This is a genomic window from Spirochaetaceae bacterium, from assembly GCA_009784515.1.
GTDB lineage: Bacteria > Spirochaetota > Spirochaetia > WRBN01 > WRBN01 > WRBN01.
Window position 1 is genome coordinate 26,996 of record WRBN01000003.1, and the last position, 16,749, is coordinate 43,744.

Sequence of the window (16,749 nt, forward strand, 5' to 3'; positions counted from 1 at the left end):
AGGCAAGTAGCTTTTAAAACTAAAGCCGGCAACATATTTTTAAAAATTTATCTGCTAAAAAGAGCCTCTTTAAACCCATAAAACTGTATGTTACAACTATTTTACAAAATCTATGACTTATAATACTTGTATATTGTAAACAAATAATATATAATACTACTTTGTTTACAATAGCTTGCATCAAAATTGTAGCGGTACCCCGGTTTACGTAGTTGATAAATTAATGTACAGTGCCATTTTGCTTTGAGTAATGCAGCTAATATTAGTTATAATACTAAATACATCAGAGAGGAGATAAAACTATGACAAAGCTAATTAAAACACACCACATTTTACTCTTATTAACGGTTTTAGCTTTTGCTGCCTGTAATAACCGCAGTGCCAGCAGTAGCAACAACAACGATGCAGGCCAAACCGGCAGCGAGGGGTCTGTTACTTCTGCCGTCGGGCATATTTCCTTGCCTAGCCACGAGCAAATTTTAGCTACGGTAACCAGCGCTATGCACGAAGTAAGCAGCCGTTATCCTATTTCCTTTAACGATGACGATATAGCTATTATATCTTTTACCGTTAATGATAACCCGGCCGGCCCTACCGCTAGGCCCGATGACCGTATTAATTTAGTAATTAATATAGATATTGGTTTAGTAGCCGGCAGCAGCCAAGATATGGCTTTTAAATCGGCCATACGCGGGGTTTTGCACAGCTTATTTGAATACACCGGCTTTAGCAACCGCATATTTGAGATTACCGGTGAAGCTAGAAGCCCCTTGCCCGACCTTAATACCGTTAGAGCTGCCATTTTAGCTGTAAACCCGGCGATAGATATTTACTCTATTATTTACACAGCTGCCGGCGAGCAGGTTACGGATAGTATTAACCGTTTTGCTAATACCCCTATTGTGGTAGATGTTACCTTTAATTATGATTTACCTATAGGAACCCTAGATTACAGCACTGTAGAGGCCGCTATTAACGCTTTATTTACCGGCTTTAACAACCTTAACATTAAAGCTGTGGGGAATAATATTAATGACCCTACCGTTGCCTTACCTAGCAGCCAAGCTATTGTTGATGCCGTTTTTAGTGCCGGCGCCCAATATAGCAGCGTTAATATTAGCCGTTACACTTTAAATGGACTAGATGTTAGCGCCAGCCGCGACCGGGCCGACCCAACCACCAACCCGGCTATTGTGGTGGAGCTAAGCTACCACTTTACTACGGCTAACCTAAATGACGCTATCAGGGCTGCTATTACCGGCTTGTTTAGTAACTATGGCTTTACCAATGTAAGCATTACCCCAACCGGTACGCAGCTGTTTGCTTTGCCCAGCCGTGCTGAGGTAGAGGCTGCCATAAGAGCCGTAACCCCCGCTGCCAATATAACGCTAACGGCGATAACTTACACCGCCGCCGGTAATAACATTAACGTCAGTGCTAATGTGCTGGCCAATACCCTTATTAATGTTGAGGCAGCCTTTAATTACACCTTACCCATAGGCCAAGCAATTGATACCGGTGCCGTTAATACCGCCATTGCTGCTCTTTTTAATAATTTCACCAATGGCGGTAACAGCTTTAGCGCCACCGGCTCTAACACCACCAGCCCAATACGTCCGCTGCCGGCTCGTAGTGCCATTGTTACCGCTGCCGAAACCGCCGGTGCCCGCTCCGAGAGTGTCCTTATTACCGGTTACACCTTAAACGGTAGTAATGTTACTAACAGCAGCAGTGCCGATATAACTACAAACCCGGCTATCGTGGTTGAAATAAGTTACCATTTTACCGGCACTAACCCGGTTAATGCTATCCGCACCGCTATTACCGCCCTCTTTACCGATGCAGGTTTTACCGGCAACGTAACGATTACCCCAGTTGGTACCTCTTTACTGGCTTTACCCAGCCGTGCTCAAGTAGAGCAAGCTATCAGGGCGGTAGACCCGGCTATCAACTCCGCTAGTGTAACCGTTATAACGTACACCGCTGCCGGTAACAACATTATCAACAGTGTTGATGCTTTAGCGAACGCCCTTATTAACATCGAGGTAACTTTTAGTTACACCCTGCCTATTGGGCAAACGGTAAATAGCAACGATGTTACCGCCGCTATAGCGGCCCTCTTTAACGGCTTTACTAACAGCGGTAACAGTTTTAGCGCCACCGGCCTTAACACCACCAGCCCTATCAGGTTATTGCCGGCACGGCACGCTATTATTACCGCCGCCGAAGCCGCCGGTGCCCGCCCCAACAGTGTAACCCTTACCGCTTACACCCTAAACGGCAACAATGTTACCGATGGCGCTAATGCCGATATAACCACCAATCCCGCTATTGCCGTGCAGTTAAGTTACGAGTTTACCGGCACTAACCCTATTAATGCTATCAGGGCTGGCATTACTGCCTTATTTACCGATGCCGGCTTTAACGTAACGGTTACTCCCGTAGGAACCGAGTTATTCTTATTACCCACAAGAGCTAATGTTATTACCGCCATAGAAGGGATAAGAAGTGTAGCGATACCGGCCCCCAACTTAATTGAAGTAGGGGTAGAAGGCGGCGTTATTATTACCTACACCGTTAATGGCAACGATATTGCCGGCAGTCACGCTTTGGCTAATGCGCCTATCGCCATTAATATAAGTTACTGGCATAGCGGCAGTAACCACTGGAGTAATGTACAAAGTGCCGTAAGAGGCTTATTTAGCAGCTTTAACAATGTAACTATTACACAAGGCACTTTAACCCCAGTTTATACTTTACCGCTTACTGAGTCGGCCTTAGTATTGGCGGTGCGTAGTTTTATCGAAAACCGTACCGGTCTTAGCGGTACAGGCAACTTTACCGGTATTACCTTAACGGTAGATAACTTTGCCCGTAACAGAATTACCCTTACCACCGGCTTTACTACCCCTGTTGGTACCGGTTTAACTAACAATGCCGCCCAAGCGGCTATTGTAAACCATGTAAACTCGTTATTGCACAATACGGCGGTAAACCCTTTAATTAACTTTGCCGGCTCGCCCAATAACGGCCAGCTTATTGTAAATGTTAGTGTAAGCGAAGTACCACCCATCGTGCAATTTCCTCCGGCCGGCTCGCGCACTCCTGAACTAGCCGAAATTACCGGTACCATTAACAGCTTTTTAAGTTTATGGGCTGAAGGTAACAACAATGGTTCGGTTCGGCAAAGGATAATTAGGCCAGTACCATTATTTACCGGTGTAGTAGCCAGCAACAATTTAACGGCTACTAGACAAAATACCGCACACCGCGAAGTAGATTTTGGTATGTTTGCCTTACCGCAGCATATTGGCGATATTGCCATAACTAATGGCGGGGTAACGGCAGGAGCTATCTTTAGCGTACGTGTGCCTTTATATAACTTAACCGAGATGCCGCCCTCAGGCCTTAATATTATTCTTAATAACGCTACCGAAACCGGTGCGGCCCGTAATATGATAGGGCTAGGCTGGAGGCCGGTTACTATGGGCACTTTACCGCGCCCGCCGGCACCCAATGCTACTCCTAATGCTTGGCATAGCGGCTTAAATAACGGTAATGTGTTTACCACACCTACGGTAAATAATGTTAATAGCCACCCTGTCCCGGCTTTTAGGGTACAAGGTACCGAAAACCGTGAACGTATGGATTTACGCGGTTTGCATTACCGTATTTACCAATTTGAGATTGTGCGCCTTAATAACAGATACGAAATACGTAACGTTAGCTACATAGATTATGATAGTACAGGCCGTATTATTTTTCACATTAGGTATACTAATACCAACAATAGGCCCGACCAATTAATCCGCACCGCACCGCTGATGGATTTACTTACTTTATATTTTTGGCCGCGTAATTAATTTATGCCCGTAGGGATTCAGGTCTAATACCTCGACCCTTAAGGGCGTAACCGTTGAGAATGTTTTGCGGCGGTTTTCGTAAGAAAACCTGTAAGCCCGCCCTGTAATACTTCGCCGTTTACGGCGGGGATAGGTGGGTGGTAGCAAAAACTTTACAACGCTTTATCCACTCCCTGTGGATAAAGCGTTGCTGCTAGCTCCTTTTCACCAGCGAAGGGGAGTTCTTGTTGCTTGGTGCCTATAAATGGATAGTTACCGCCATTTTGGTATCTGTAAAAAAGGAATAATTATTGCTGCTTTAATTAGGTTTAAATAAAAAGAGGGCTTTTGCCCTCTTTAATTGTTTTATTACTTCATAATAAATAAAAGTAACCTTGTAAACGCCACCTAAGGGTACACAATCTTAGGTTTTGCCGTCTGCTAACCCTGTTTATCGTCATCAACCACTTCAAAGTCGGCATCTACCACATTATCATTATGCGGTGCTGCGGCTTCTTCCGATTGCGGTCCAGCCTCAGCGTGCGGAGCTCCTTCCGCTGATGCCCCACCGGCAGCTTGTTGGCTGTAAATTTTTTCGGCCATTTTGTGGCTGGCTTGTTTTAAGGCTTCGCTTTTGGCTTTAATATCGGCCACATTTTCGCTATTAAGCACCGCTTTAAGGTCGTTCACCGCAGCTTCGATGGCAGCCTTTTCAGTAGCATCAACTTTATCGCCGTGCTCATTTAAGCTCTTTTCTACGCTGTAAATTAAATTATCAGCTTCGTTTTTAGCTTCTACGCGTTCTTTAAGTTCGCGGTCGCTTTTGGCATTCATTTCAGCATCTTTAACCATACGTTCAATTTCGGCCTCGCTTAAACCCGATGAACTTTCGATACGTATCTTTTGCTCTTTGCCGGTACCTAAATCTTTAGCACTAACACTTACGATACCGTTGGCATCAATATCAAAGCTTACCTCAATCTGCGGTGTGCCGCGCGAGGCCGGCGGAATATCGGCTAAATCAAAACGGCCAAGCGTGCGGTTTTGGTCGGCACGTTCGCGCTCACCTTGCAGCACGTGTACACTAACGGCCGGTTGATTGTCGGCAGCAGTGCTAAATACTTGGCTTTTTTTGGTAGGAATGGTAGTGTTGCGCTCAATCAGCTTAGTCATAATACCGCCTAAGGTTTCGATACCCAAACTTAATGGAGTAACATCAAGCAGTACCACATTTTTTACATCACCGCCAATTACGCCACCCTGTATGGCAGCTCCGGCAGCTACTACTTCATCGGGGTTGACGCTCTTGTTAGGCTCTTTACCAAATAAATCTTTAACCAACTTTTGTACGGCCGGGATACGGGTAGAGCCGCCCACTAAAATAACTTCATTAATATCACCGGCTTTAAGGCCGGCATCAGTTAAAGCTTTCTCGCAAGGGCCTTTGGTACGGTTTACTAAATCGGCAGTCATTTGATCAAATTTGGCGCGGCTAAGCTCCATCTGTAAATGCTTCGGGCCGCTGGCATCGGCCGTAATAAAAGGCAAATTGATAGAGGTGCTCATACTGTTAGAAAGCTCAATCTTGGCTTTTTCGGCGGCCTCTTTTAGGCGCTGCAAAGCCATACGGTCGTTTGATAAATCGATAGCACTGGTCTTTTTAAATTCGTCAATTAACCAGTTAATAATAGCTTGGTCAAAGTTATCACCGCCCAAGTGGGTATCGCCGTTGGTACTTAATACCTCAAAAACGCCATCACCCAGCTCGAGAATACTTACGTCAAAAGTCCCGCCGCCTAAGTCGTACACGGCAATTTTTTCGTCTTTATTTTGTTTGTCTAGGCCGTAAGCCATCGCAGCGGCCGTTGGTTCGTTAACGATACGTTTTACATCTAGTCCGGCAATTTTACCGGCATCTTTGGTGGCTTGCCTTTGGGCATCGTTAAAATAAGCCGGCACGGTGATAACGGCCTCCGTTACCGTTTCGCCTAAATAATCTTCGGCGGTGCGTTTCATTTTTTGTAAAATAGCGGCACTAATTTCGGGCGGCGAGTAAAGTTTGCCGCGCACATCAACGCGGCAATCGCTGTTGGGACCGGCCTTAATGTGATAAGGAATGCGGCTAAGCTCATCGCTTACCTCACCATAGTTGCGCCCCATAAAACGTTTAACGCTGTAAATAGTGTTTTCGGGGTTGGTTACCATTTGGTTTTTAGCACTTTGCCCTACCAGCAGCTCGCCTTTATCGGTATAAGCCACAATAGACGGTGTAGTACGCTGCCCCTCTGAGTTTTGAATAACTATGGGGTCACCATTTTCAATAACGGCCACACAGCTGTTAGTTGTTCCTAGGTCGATACCTATAATTTTACCCATTTTTTGTTTATCTCCTATATTTTATTTAACTGAAAAGTGAAAGGTGAAAACTGAAAAATGCTTACCTTTCATTTTTTTTAATTTTTATTTTCTCTCCCAATTTTCCATCTTTACCCCTGCAATACGGCTAAAATGTGTCGTATTATTTGCTAATCATTCGCTATTGCAGTTCTGCTATCATCATATCCATATTATCTAGCCGAATAGCTGCATACTCTTCAGCTGTATTTTCATCAATATAAATAACAGGCAGTTTACTAACTAAGGACATTACATGGTCATATAATATTTTGCTGCCTTTCTTTTTTAAACCAAACACAATTTCAGCATAAGTAATAACACTAATAGCCAAATCTTTTAAGTTAAAGCTATCTACCTTTTTCAATAAATTCTCTGAGTAGCCACGTATAAACAAACTCACAATATCCGTGTCTAATAAGTATCTCATAGCTCTATCTCACGCGGAGTATCGTTAAGTGTTTCTCGCTCTGTACTAAAATTTGGACAACAACCATAAGCGTCATCTAATATCTTATGCCAATCACTCTTTTCAATAACAGGAGATATTACTATACCTTTAGCTGTCTGCTCAACTTTAACCTTATCTGCCTGTAAACGTATTTCTTTAGGTAAACGTATGGCTTGTAAGCCGTTACTTATAAACACCTCTGCTATCATAGCACCACCTCCTTAACTCTCCACTATCAACTAAGTTTTAGCCTTTGCTACCTTCACTACCGCCGGTCTTAACACCCTATCGTTAAGTTTATAGCCGGATTGGTACTCTTCTACCACCGTATCTTTGGTTAGTTTGCCGCTTTCATCTTCGGCCATTGCAATGGCTTGGTGTACTTCGGGGTTAAACTCTTCGCCGATAGTGGCAATTTTAACCAGTCCTTTATTTGTAAGCAGCTCGATTAAACTTTTGTTAATCATCTCTACTCCCGCTTTAACGGCTTCAATATCATTAGCGGCTAGGGCGGCTTCTTCGGCGCGGTCAAAGTTATCCAGTACATCAAGCATACCTTTCATTAAATCGGCATTTGCATATAAAATGGCCTCGCCTTTTTCTTTAACCATACGTTTGCGGTAGTTTTCGTAATCGGCGTGTTTACGCAAAAATTTATCTTGCAAATCGGCATTAAGTTCTTCCAGCTCGCCTATACGTTCCTTTAAGCTTTGTAGCTCATCTTTTTCTTTGTCGTCATTATTATTACTTGCTTCTTGTTCTGGCACGGCTCTTTCCTTAAACATTTTATATTTAAAATTATAATAAAGGTTAATTATTTCTCTAAAGAATAAACAAAAACATTTAACCCTTATCTATAAAATAAAGTTTTATGCTGCTAGCGTCAAGCTATCTTTTGTATAAATGTTAAAAATAATTTTTTAAAAATCAATCATAATTAAAAAATTTTTATTTTTAACAAATGTATTTTTTGCTTGACAAATAGCCATAATGGCTTTAAAATGATTTAAAAGGAAAAAACCGTGAATATTTACAAAAAGATTATCAATAAAATCGTTTCATTTTTTGAATATATAGCCGTTTTTTGTTTAGCCGCTATGGTGGTAGCTGTAATTATACAGGTAGTAGGCCGCTATGTTTTTAGAAACACTCCCGGTTGGAGCGAAGAAATGGCTAGGCAGTTTATGGTAATTTTTAGCTTTATTGGTATAGCTATTGGCGTACGCGAAAAAATTCATATTGCCCTAACTTTTTTTACCGATGGTTTGTTGCATAAAATTAGGCTGCCTATCGAAATTTTTGGCAAAGCCCTTATTGCCACTTTAGGGATAATGATGAGCGTAAATATGAGCCTACTCTTTGAAAGGTTAAGGTATAACCGTTTGCCGGGCAGCGGCATACCGGTGTTATGGGTTTATGCCATACCTACCGCCATTGGGGTGATTATTGCGTTAATTTGTGTTTACCAAATTTACGACCATTTTAAATTTGGCACCGACGAAGAACAGGCTTTAAAGCTAAAAGGCCTTAAAGAGAGTAAAGAGGCTGAAGCAGCCCTAAAAGTAGAAGAACTACAAAGAGAGGACTTATAAATGTTTGTAGATGTGGGCGGTATTACTTTACTGCTAGGAATATTTGTGTTTTTATTAGTTTTAAAGGTGCCGGTAGCTTTTTGTTTAGCTTTTAGCGCTTTTGCTACCGCTATGTATATGTTTATACCGCTTAGCGCTATTACGCAGCAAATGGTAAGCAGCTTAGATAGTTTTGCCCTGCTTGCTATCCCCTTTTTTATTTTGGCCGGCGAAATTATGGGGGCCGGCGGCATAAGCGACCGCATTTTTAATATGGCCAGCGTTTTTGTAGGCAAACGCAAAGGCGGTATTGCGATGGTTAATGCCCTAGACAGCGTCTTTTTTGGTATGATTTCGGGCTCGGCGGTAGCTTCTATCTCTTCGATGGGCCCTATCGAAATACGCATGATGAAAAAACAAGGTTATCCAACACCTTTTGCTGTAGCCCTTAGCTGTACCAGCGCTACCATTGCCGTTATTACGCCGCCCAGCCACAACCTTATTATTTATGCCAGCGCTATTGGGGGGGCCAGTGTAAGCAGGCTTTTTATGGCCGGGCTTATCCCGGGCTATTTGCTTTGCGCTTTGCTGCTTATTTATTGTTACGTAATGGCGCGTATTAAAAAGTTCCCGGTAGGTGAAGGGTATTCTTTTAAACAATCGCTTAAAATTATTGCCGATAGTTTTTTGGGTCTTTTTACTATCGTTATTATAATGGGCGGTGTTTTTGCCGGTATTGTTACCGCTAACGAATCGGCCGTTATTGCCTGTTTATGGGCCTTGCTGGTAGCTCTTTTCTTTTACAAAGGTATTAAAGCGCGTGATATTGTGCCTATTTTAAAAAGGGCCTTACGCACTATTGCCTTAGTAATGTCGCTTATTGCCGCCGCCGGCGCTTTTGGTTATATGATGGCTATTTTGCGTATCCCCGAACTGGTAACTAATTTATTGCTAGCTATCTCGGATAACAAATATGTGCTGCTGTTACTTATTAACCTAGCCTTATTAGCGATGGGCGCTATTATGGATATGGCCCCGCTTATTCTCATTAGTGCGCCTATTTTAATAGGTGTGGTAACCTCTCCGGTAATAGGTATGGACCCTATCCACTTTGGGGTAATGATGATTTACAACTTAAGTATGGGTTTAATTACGCCGCCGGTTGGTACGGTACTTTTTGTGGGCAGCGCTATTGGTGGTATTAAGTTGGAGCAAACTATCCGGGCCTTATTGCCCTTTTATGTAGTTATGTTTATTGGTTTAATGTTGGTTACCTATGTGCCGGCCATTACCATGACTATACCTAACCTAATGTTTGGCAGTTAGCAGGTGAGCCTGCGCCGTAAGCAACATTTGTAAAATATATTGTTTTATAAAAAAATAAATTAGTAAATTATAAATTAGTAAATAAAAAAGAGGAGAGTATATGAAAAAAATTTTATCTTTACTGGCTGTATTGCTGGTAGCGGCATCTTTATTGGCTTGCGGCGAGCGCACACGCGTTCTTAGGTTAGCTGATATTCATGCCGATGGTTACCCAACGGTAGTAGGTGCGTTAGCTTTTGCCGAATATGTACTGCGCGAAAGTAATGGCTCTATCCGTATAGAGGTTTTTAATAACGCCGTACTTGGTGATGAACGTACCACAATGGAGATGGTGCAAACCGGTAGTTTGGCTTTTGTGCGTATTGGTACCAACCCTTTAAGCGCTATTAACCCGGTTATGAATGCCTTATCGATGCCCTTTTTATTTCGCGACCGGGCTCATATGTTTTCGGTGTTAGATGGCCCTATTGGCGATGAAATGTTAACCAGTTTAACCAGTCAAAACTTATTGGGTTTAAGTTGGTTAGATGCCGGTTTTAGAAACTTTTACAACAGCCAACGCGAAATTCGTACCCCAGCCGATATGGCCGGTTTACGCATCCGTACCCAAGAAAGTGCCTTAATGATGGATATGGTGCGTATGCTTGGCGCTTCGCCAACTCCTATGAGTATGGGCGAAGTTTACACCAGTTTACAAAACGGTGTTATTGATGGCGCCGAAAACAACTGGCCATCGTACGTAAACGCCGCTCACTTTGAAGTAGCGCCGTTTTTTACCGTAAACCAACATATGGCTGCTCCCGAAATGTTTTTAATTAATACTCAGCTATGGAATAGCTTTAGCGCTGCCGAGCAAGATATAATTAAACGCGGCGCTTTGCATGGCGCACAGGTACAACGCAGGGCATGGCTTGAGGCCGAGCAACATTACGAAAACATAGCTAGGGCTGCCGGGAATACTATTACCGTTCCTACCCCGGCTGAACTACAGCTTTTTGCCGATGCTTTAATGCCTTTATATGACCAACCGGCCTATGCCCAATTTGCTCCTATAATAGAACGCATTCGCAACGTAAGATAATTTGTAATAGTAAGTTATAAAAAAAATAAAAGCCCCTCGTAAGAGGGGTTTTTTATAATCAGGCAAAGCTTGTAATGTCAGCAAAAGGGACTTGAGGGCCTTATAAAATGGATAGTTCCTAATTATTAGTGAGCTCTTTTTTGTAAAGGGTTTTATGTAAATTATCGTTAATTCTTACGGCTTTACTGTTGATTTGCTCGGTTAAGTAGGCTAAATGGGCTATTTCTTCCAGTACTTGGGCATTATTAACGGCTTCGCCGGCGGATATACCCCAAGTAAAGGGGCCGTTATCTACAGTTAGCACCATAGGTATTTCCAGCGGTTTTAACGAGCTTTGGGCTTTAACAATGGTGCTTTCGTTTAAGGCGGCAATCCCAAAACCAACACCATTAACAATAATTTCGCTGTCGCTAAAAAGCTTAATAATGGCTTCGCCGATGGCGGTTTCGTAATCGGTATTACCAAGCTTTTTTACGTTAATTTCGTTAGCAATAGGTACATCGCAAGGTAAATAAGTGGCATGCGTGGTGCCATAAACCGGTATGCTGCGCCGGGCCTGCGACCAAGCGGTAGCGTAAGGGCTGTAACTATGGCAAATAGCGGCTATATCTTTAAGTTCTTTATATAAAACAAGGTGGGTTTTTACTTCGCCGGGCGGGTTTTTGCCTTCTATTATCCGGCCGTCTAGGTTTAAAATAACCATATCGGTGTACTTTAAATTATCGTAATAACTATGGGCAGGTTTTATGGCTAACAAGCCGGTAGCTTTATCAAAGACACTAACTGCCCCTAAATTGCGGACGGTTAAATGATTTTTTTTCATATTTATAGTGGCTTCGTAGCTTGCACGTTTTAAATCTTTAATACGCATAGGCTCTCCTTACATATAGCACCAATTTAATTGTTGCAGTTTAATTATAGTAGTTTAGCACTTGGCTGTCAACCATTTGGCTGGGCTTTTGTTTGGTTCTAGCTATCCACTTATAGATACCAAAAATAAAAATAGCCTACAAATCTTTTTTGTCAGCGAAGAGAATTTGGGGGTAGTACTCTAAAAGAATAGTTAGTAAACAATTATTAACAGTTGACACTTTAGTTATTTATTCTTATTATTAAGCTATGAAAACAGTAGTTTTAACCTCTATTTTATTAAGTGCCATTACCTTATTTGGCCGCCTTTTTCCCATAATGTGGGTGCTTGTACCTTTGCTTGCTATAATATTAGCTTTAACTGCTTTATTAAGCAAAAAAACCAACAAATTTTTTAGCTATTTTGCACTCGGCTTTGGGCTGGTCTCTTTTGTGGTATCGTTAATTTTTTATATGCAAAACCATATTCGCTAATTTATATCATCTGAAAGCCGTTGGTGGTCTTGATAGCTTTACATTTATAAGTTAAAGTTAGCTTAGGAGATTTTATAATGACCGAGCAATTTAATATAGATGGTATGGGCTGCGACCACTGCATAGATAGCGTTAAAGAGGCTTTGACGCTAGATGGTGTAACTATTAACGAAGTTAAACTAGGTTTTGCTAGTGTAGAAAGTACCGTACCGCGTGATAAATTAATTCAGCTTATTACCGCTGCCGGCTATACCGTAACTAACTAGATGAACTATCAGTTAAATAGCCCTATTATAGCTTTGGCCAGTGCACAAGGACAATCGGCTATTGCGGTGATTAGGTTAAGCGGGGCTAATTGTATTAATTTGTTAGCCCCTTTTTTTAGTAAAACTAAGCAGCTATTACAAACTGCTACCGGGCAAATGGTTTATGGCCATCTTTATAACAATTTACAGCATACCGAGCAATTAGATGAAGTAATGCTGGCTCCTTTTTGGCCGCCGCACAGCTACACTGGTGAAGAAAGTGGCGAGATATACCTGCACGGTAATATGCATATAGCTGATAATTTAATCAAGTTACTTTGCCGCAATGGTTTTAGATTAGCTTTACCCGGTGAATTTACCTATCGTGCCTATTTAAATGGTAAATTAAGCCTTACCGAAGCCGAAGCTGTGCACGAATTAATTACCGCTCCCAGCACGGCGGCTACTAATGCGGCCTTGCTGCGTTTAAGCGGAGCTTTAACCAAAAAAGTTAGTCAAATCTATCATTTAATTATTGAGCGTTTAGCGGCAGTTAATGTTTTAATAGATTATGGCGATGAACTGGAAGAAACAGATAACTTACCGATAAGCTACCATCATATTATTGCTCAGTTACAGCAGCTGTTGGCTTCTTATAATCGCTCTAAGCAATTACAAAATGGAGCTTTAGTAGTTATAGCCGGTCAGCCCAATGTAGGTAAAAGCAGCCTTTTTAATGTATTGGTAGGCAGCGAACGTGCTATTGTTAGCCCAGTGGCCGGCACCACGCGCGACTATATTGAGGCTGCCATTACCCTTAATGGCCAGTTAATTAGGCTAATTGATACCGCCGGTATCCGGCCAACAACCGACGAAATTGAGCTGCTAGGTATTAACAAAGCTGTTAGTCTTTTGGAAGAAGCAGATGTTATAATTTATTTAACCAATGATAATAAGCAACTTAGTGAAGAATTAATCAATTTTAGCTCTAAAACACTCATAGTAGGTAGTAAGAGCGACCTTAAGCCAACACAAGCCAAAGGGTTAGCGGTATCGGCCGTAACCGGTAGCGGGTTAGAGAAATTAATAACGGAGCTTAATCATAGATTAAGCAGCCAAAATAATTTAAATAACGAAGTTATGCTGGGCTCGCTGCGACAATACCAGTTGGTAGAAGAGGCTTTAACGGCTATGTTTAATTTAAATTATATAAATGATTTAAGTGAGCAAAGCTTTTATTTAAAAAAAGCCGGCGAAGCTTTGGCAGCCTTATTAGGGCAAAATGCTAGGCAAGATGCCATTACCACCATGTTTAGCAGCTTTTGTTTAGGTAAATAAAAAATAATTTTACTACGTACTAACTTTGCCTACAATAAATCGCGGCCTTTGCTGCCGTTGGCTGGACCTACTATGCCGCGCTCTTCCATTAGTTCGATAAGGCGGGCGGCACGGTTATAACCAATTTTTAAACGGCGCTGCAAATAGCTGGCACTGGCCTTTTTTTGCTCACGCACAATTTCGATGGCTTTATCAAATAAAGGGTCATCGGCAGCTTCCATATCTATATCGTCAGTGTCGTCATCAATAAAAATTTCATCATCAATGTAATCGGGCTCTCCCAACGAACGTACATAATCGGTTACTCTGTCAACTTCTTCTTCGCTTAAAAAAGCCCCTTGCATACGTACAGGGAAGGGGCTCCAGCTGCTCACAAAAAGCATATCACCTTTACCAAGCAGCTGCTCGGCACCGCTAATATCTAAAATAATACGGCTATCTACTTTGCTGGCTACCATAAAGGCAATACGGCTAGGAAAGTTAGCTTTAATTAAACCGGTAATAACATCGGTGCTGGGGCGTTGCGTAGCCAAGATAAGGTGCATACCGGCGGCGCGGCTTTTAGCGGCTAAACGGGCAATACCCATCTCAAGCTCTTTACCACAGCTGGCCATAAGGTCGGCAAACTCATCAATAATTACCACAATATAAGGCAGCGACTCTACCATTAAGTTATCATCTTTAATTTTTTTGTTGTAGCTTCGTATGTTTTTAACACCTAAACTATCTAGTAAATGGTAGCGGCGTTCCATCTCATAAATTAACCAGTTGATAGCTTGATTGGCATGTTTAGGCTCGGTGATAACTGGGGTTAAAAGGTGCGGTATATCGTTGTAAGGTTTAAGCTCTACCACTTTGGGGTCTATTAAAATAAGCCTTACATCACGCGGGCTGCGGGTATACAAAATAGAGCAAATAATATCGTTAATGCATACCGATTTACCTGCCCCTGTCGAGCCGGCTATGAGCAAGTGCGGGGTTTTAGCTAAATCGATAATTTGGCTGGCCCCTTCAATATCTTTACCTAAAGCTAAGGGAATATAATTTTTATTGCTATGTATTTCGGGCGAGGCAACAATTTCGCTAAAACTTACCAACGAGCGGCTTTTGTTGGGTATCTCTATCCCTACAGCTTGTTTGCCGGGAATAGGGGCAACAATACGCACCCGGCTAGCTGCTAGTCTAAAGGCAATATTATCACTTAAAGCTTCTATACGCGAAAGCTTAACACCGGCCGAAGGCAGCAGCTCGAACATTGTAATAACCGGCCCTTTACGAATAGCAATTACTTCGGCTTCAATTTTAAATTCTTTTAAGGTGGCCTCTAATAACTTAGCTTTATTTTTTGTTTCATCGTCTATTTGCCAATAAGCGTTTTGCTGGTAATCATCTAGCAAACCCTTAATGGGCACATCATAGCTGTAACTTTTTACATCTACGCTTTCAAAAGTGGCTATTTCGTCGTCGTCGTTTGTAGCCGTCGGTAGCTCTGTTTCATTTATGGCCTCTTGTTGTTGGCGGACATTATCAAAAACCGGTTCGTCTTCTAAATTTGTAGTAGTAACTTCGGGCTCTGTCTCACTAATGTTATCTAAATAAATTTCTTGGTTATTTTCGTTACTATAAGGTTCATCTTCATCGGTTTCTTCTAGGGTAATATGGTTATTAGCTAAAGGCTCTTCTTCATTAGACTTAATTTTAAAGGGGCTGTTTAGGGCTTCGTCAAGGCTGCTGGTAGCTCCTTCAATTATTTTAACTATTTGGGTATCTTCGCTTATCTCATTTTCGTCATCTAAATCGGTGGCTATTTGGTTTAAAGCGACGGTTTCTTCGGGACTTAGCAAGTTCCCGCGCAAATGCGGCGGCAAGCTATCATCGCTGCTTAAAATAGCAATAGCCGGGTCGGTTTCGTGCAGCCACTTGTTGGTACCACCTTCTTCTTCTAATTTGGCCTTTTGTTTTTTAAAGTCGTTTTCAATATTGATGGACGCAATATCAACAAGTGGAGGCTCGTCATCTTCGGCTTTATTAAGCTCGTTTAAAAATTCGGCATCGCTATTTAATTTTAGCTTATCGCCGGTAAGCAGTTGCTCAGCGTTTTCTTCACCGGTAAAAACTTCAGGCTGAGGAAATGCTACTGTTTTAATATCGTTAAACTGTTTATTGATTTGCTCCAGCTGGCTTTTTAGGCCCGAGCCCTCTCTGTAAAAAATACTACCAACTTCTTCCGATTGGTTATCATCTTGGTTAGGCGGTAACTCGATAGGTTTTAGCTCTTCGTAATTATTTGTTTTAGTTGTATTAATGTTATTAACGTGTACTAATTCCGACCGTTCGTTATTAGCCTCAAAGCTGGTAGACTGCGCTAGCTTTAATATAATTATTAGCTCTATGGCAAAAAGAGCCATCAAAACTAAAGGGACACCATTACGCGAAATATTTAGCAACTGTATTTCAAATAAGCTGGCGTTGTCGGCATCAAAAAGCAAAGTTTTTAAGAGTAAAGCTAAGGTAATAAAGGGGATAAAGCTAAAGTTAGCTAATAAAATACTTTCGGCAGTGGCTTTTTTGTTATAAAATAACCAACCTAAAGCGGCAAAGTAAAACGGTAGATAAAAGGCGGCTATATGAAAACCTCGCAATAGCTGCGAAGCAAAACCAAAAGTGGCAAAACCCATAGAGGCTATAATTAAGGTTAAGAAAAAAAAGGCGGCAATAGCAAAAAAGGTTACCGCAAGGATATCATCTATATTATTACTTTTCACACTATTAGTATCGGGTAATTTTAGCTTGTATTTTAACAAAGCCAATAAATAGGTAAGTTATATAGTTTTAATAGCTAATTTTTTATTATATAAAAAAGTTTGAGTATTAATTTAAATAAAAGCCCCTTTTTTATAAAAGGGGCTTTTATGGAGAATATCGGACTCGAACCGATCACCTGAAGCTTGCAAAGCTACCGCTCTACCAGATGAGCTAATTCCCCTAACTTTACTAACTTTACAGCTTATTGATACTTTTGTCAAGAGTGAGCGCAGGGCTAGAGCATATAAAAGAAATATGGTAAAAAGGAGTAATGGAAGAAGAGAAAAGAAATATATTAGAATATTTTAGGGTAATAGAAGACCCCAGAGTAAGCCGTAATAGAAAGTACCCA

13 protein-coding genes and 1 tRNA gene are annotated in these 16,749 nt (G+C 41.7%); 7 read left to right on the forward strand and 7 right to left on the reverse strand.

From position 1 onward, the window contains the following. Positions 1-302 precede the first annotated feature (302 nt). Positions 303-3,863 (forward strand): hypothetical protein, encoded by a 3,561-nt coding sequence (locus tag FWE37_00820; GenBank protein ID MCL2519534.1) that lies wholly within the window; start codon positions 303-305, stop codon positions 3,861-3,863. A gap of 420 nt (positions 3,864-4,283) precedes the next feature. Here the strand turns inward: FWE37_00820 and dnaK are convergent, their stop codons facing one another. The 4 genes from dnaK to grpE all read right to left on the reverse strand — a co-directional run bounded on the left by dnaK (position 4,284) and on the right by grpE (position 7,454). Then, complete coding sequence (gene dnaK, locus FWE37_00825; GenBank protein ID MCL2519535.1) at positions 4,284-6,218, reverse strand: molecular chaperone DnaK; 1,935 nt, start codon at positions 6,216-6,218, stop codon at positions 4,284-4,286. Between the two features lie 160 nt (positions 6,219-6,378). After that, on the reverse strand, positions 6,379-6,603 hold the full coding sequence (locus FWE37_00830) for a hypothetical protein (GenBank protein MCL2519536.1): 225 nt from the start codon (positions 6,601-6,603) through the stop codon (positions 6,379-6,381). A 59-nt stretch (positions 6,604-6,662) separates the two neighbouring features. Next, positions 6,663-6,896: a hypothetical protein gene (locus tag FWE37_00835; protein MCL2519537.1), complete on the reverse strand. Its 234-nt coding sequence runs from the start codon at positions 6,894-6,896 to the stop codon at positions 6,663-6,665. A 30-nt stretch (positions 6,897-6,926) separates the two neighbouring features. Continuing rightward, a complete protein-coding gene (grpE, locus tag FWE37_00840) occupies positions 6,927-7,454 on the reverse strand; it encodes a nucleotide exchange factor GrpE (protein MCL2519538.1) in 528 nt (175 codons plus the stop codon). Between the two features lie 255 nt (positions 7,455-7,709). On the opposite strand from grpE, the gene FWE37_00845 reads away from it, so the two are divergent. The 3 genes from FWE37_00845 (at position 7,710) to FWE37_00855 (ending at position 10,665) form a co-directional block, all read left to right on the forward strand. Further along, positions 7,710-8,279, forward strand: a complete 570-nt coding sequence (locus FWE37_00845; protein ID MCL2519539.1) for a TRAP transporter small permease — start codon at positions 7,710-7,712, stop codon at positions 8,277-8,279. Further along, positions 8,280-9,584, forward strand: coding sequence for a TRAP transporter large permease (locus FWE37_00850; GenBank protein ID MCL2519540.1), 1,305 nt, complete (start codon positions 8,280-8,282; stop codon positions 9,582-9,584). A gap of 100 nt (positions 9,585-9,684) precedes the next feature. Then, on the forward strand, positions 9,685-10,665 hold the full coding sequence (locus FWE37_00855) for a TRAP transporter substrate-binding protein (protein ID MCL2519541.1): 981 nt from the start codon (positions 9,685-9,687) through the stop codon (positions 10,663-10,665). 118 nt (positions 10,666-10,783) lie between these two features. On the opposite strand, the gene FWE37_00860 is transcribed toward FWE37_00855, so the two are convergent. Continuing rightward, a complete protein-coding gene (locus FWE37_00860; GenBank protein ID MCL2519542.1) occupies positions 10,784-11,536 on the reverse strand; it encodes a class II aldolase/adducin family protein in 753 nt (250 codons plus the stop codon). Between the two features lie 248 nt (positions 11,537-11,784). Between FWE37_00860 and FWE37_00865 the strand changes: the two genes are divergently transcribed. The 3 genes from FWE37_00865 to mnmE all read left to right on the forward strand — a co-directional run bounded on the left by FWE37_00865 (position 11,785) and on the right by mnmE (position 13,592). Beyond that, complete coding sequence (locus tag FWE37_00865; protein MCL2519543.1) at positions 11,785-12,009, forward strand: hypothetical protein; 225 nt, start codon at positions 11,785-11,787, stop codon at positions 12,007-12,009. Positions 12,010-12,086: 77 nt separating this feature from the next. Then, entirely contained in the window at positions 12,087-12,275 is a 189-nt protein-coding gene (locus tag FWE37_00870) for a heavy-metal-associated domain-containing protein (GenBank protein MCL2519544.1), read from the forward strand. Then, entirely contained in the window at positions 12,276-13,592 is a 1,317-nt protein-coding gene (mnmE, locus tag FWE37_00875) for a tRNA uridine-5-carboxymethylaminomethyl(34) synthesis GTPase MnmE (protein ID MCL2519545.1), read from the forward strand. 29 nt (positions 13,593-13,621) lie between these two features. Here mnmE and FWE37_00880 read toward each other — a convergent pair whose 3' ends face one another. After that, complete coding sequence (locus FWE37_00880) at positions 13,622-16,357, reverse strand: DNA translocase FtsK (GenBank protein MCL2519546.1); 2,736 nt, start codon at positions 16,355-16,357, stop codon at positions 13,622-13,624. 148 nt (positions 16,358-16,505) lie between these two features. After that, a tRNA-Ala gene (locus FWE37_00885) sits at positions 16,506-16,578 on the reverse strand. Positions 16,579-16,749 lie beyond the last annotated feature (171 nt).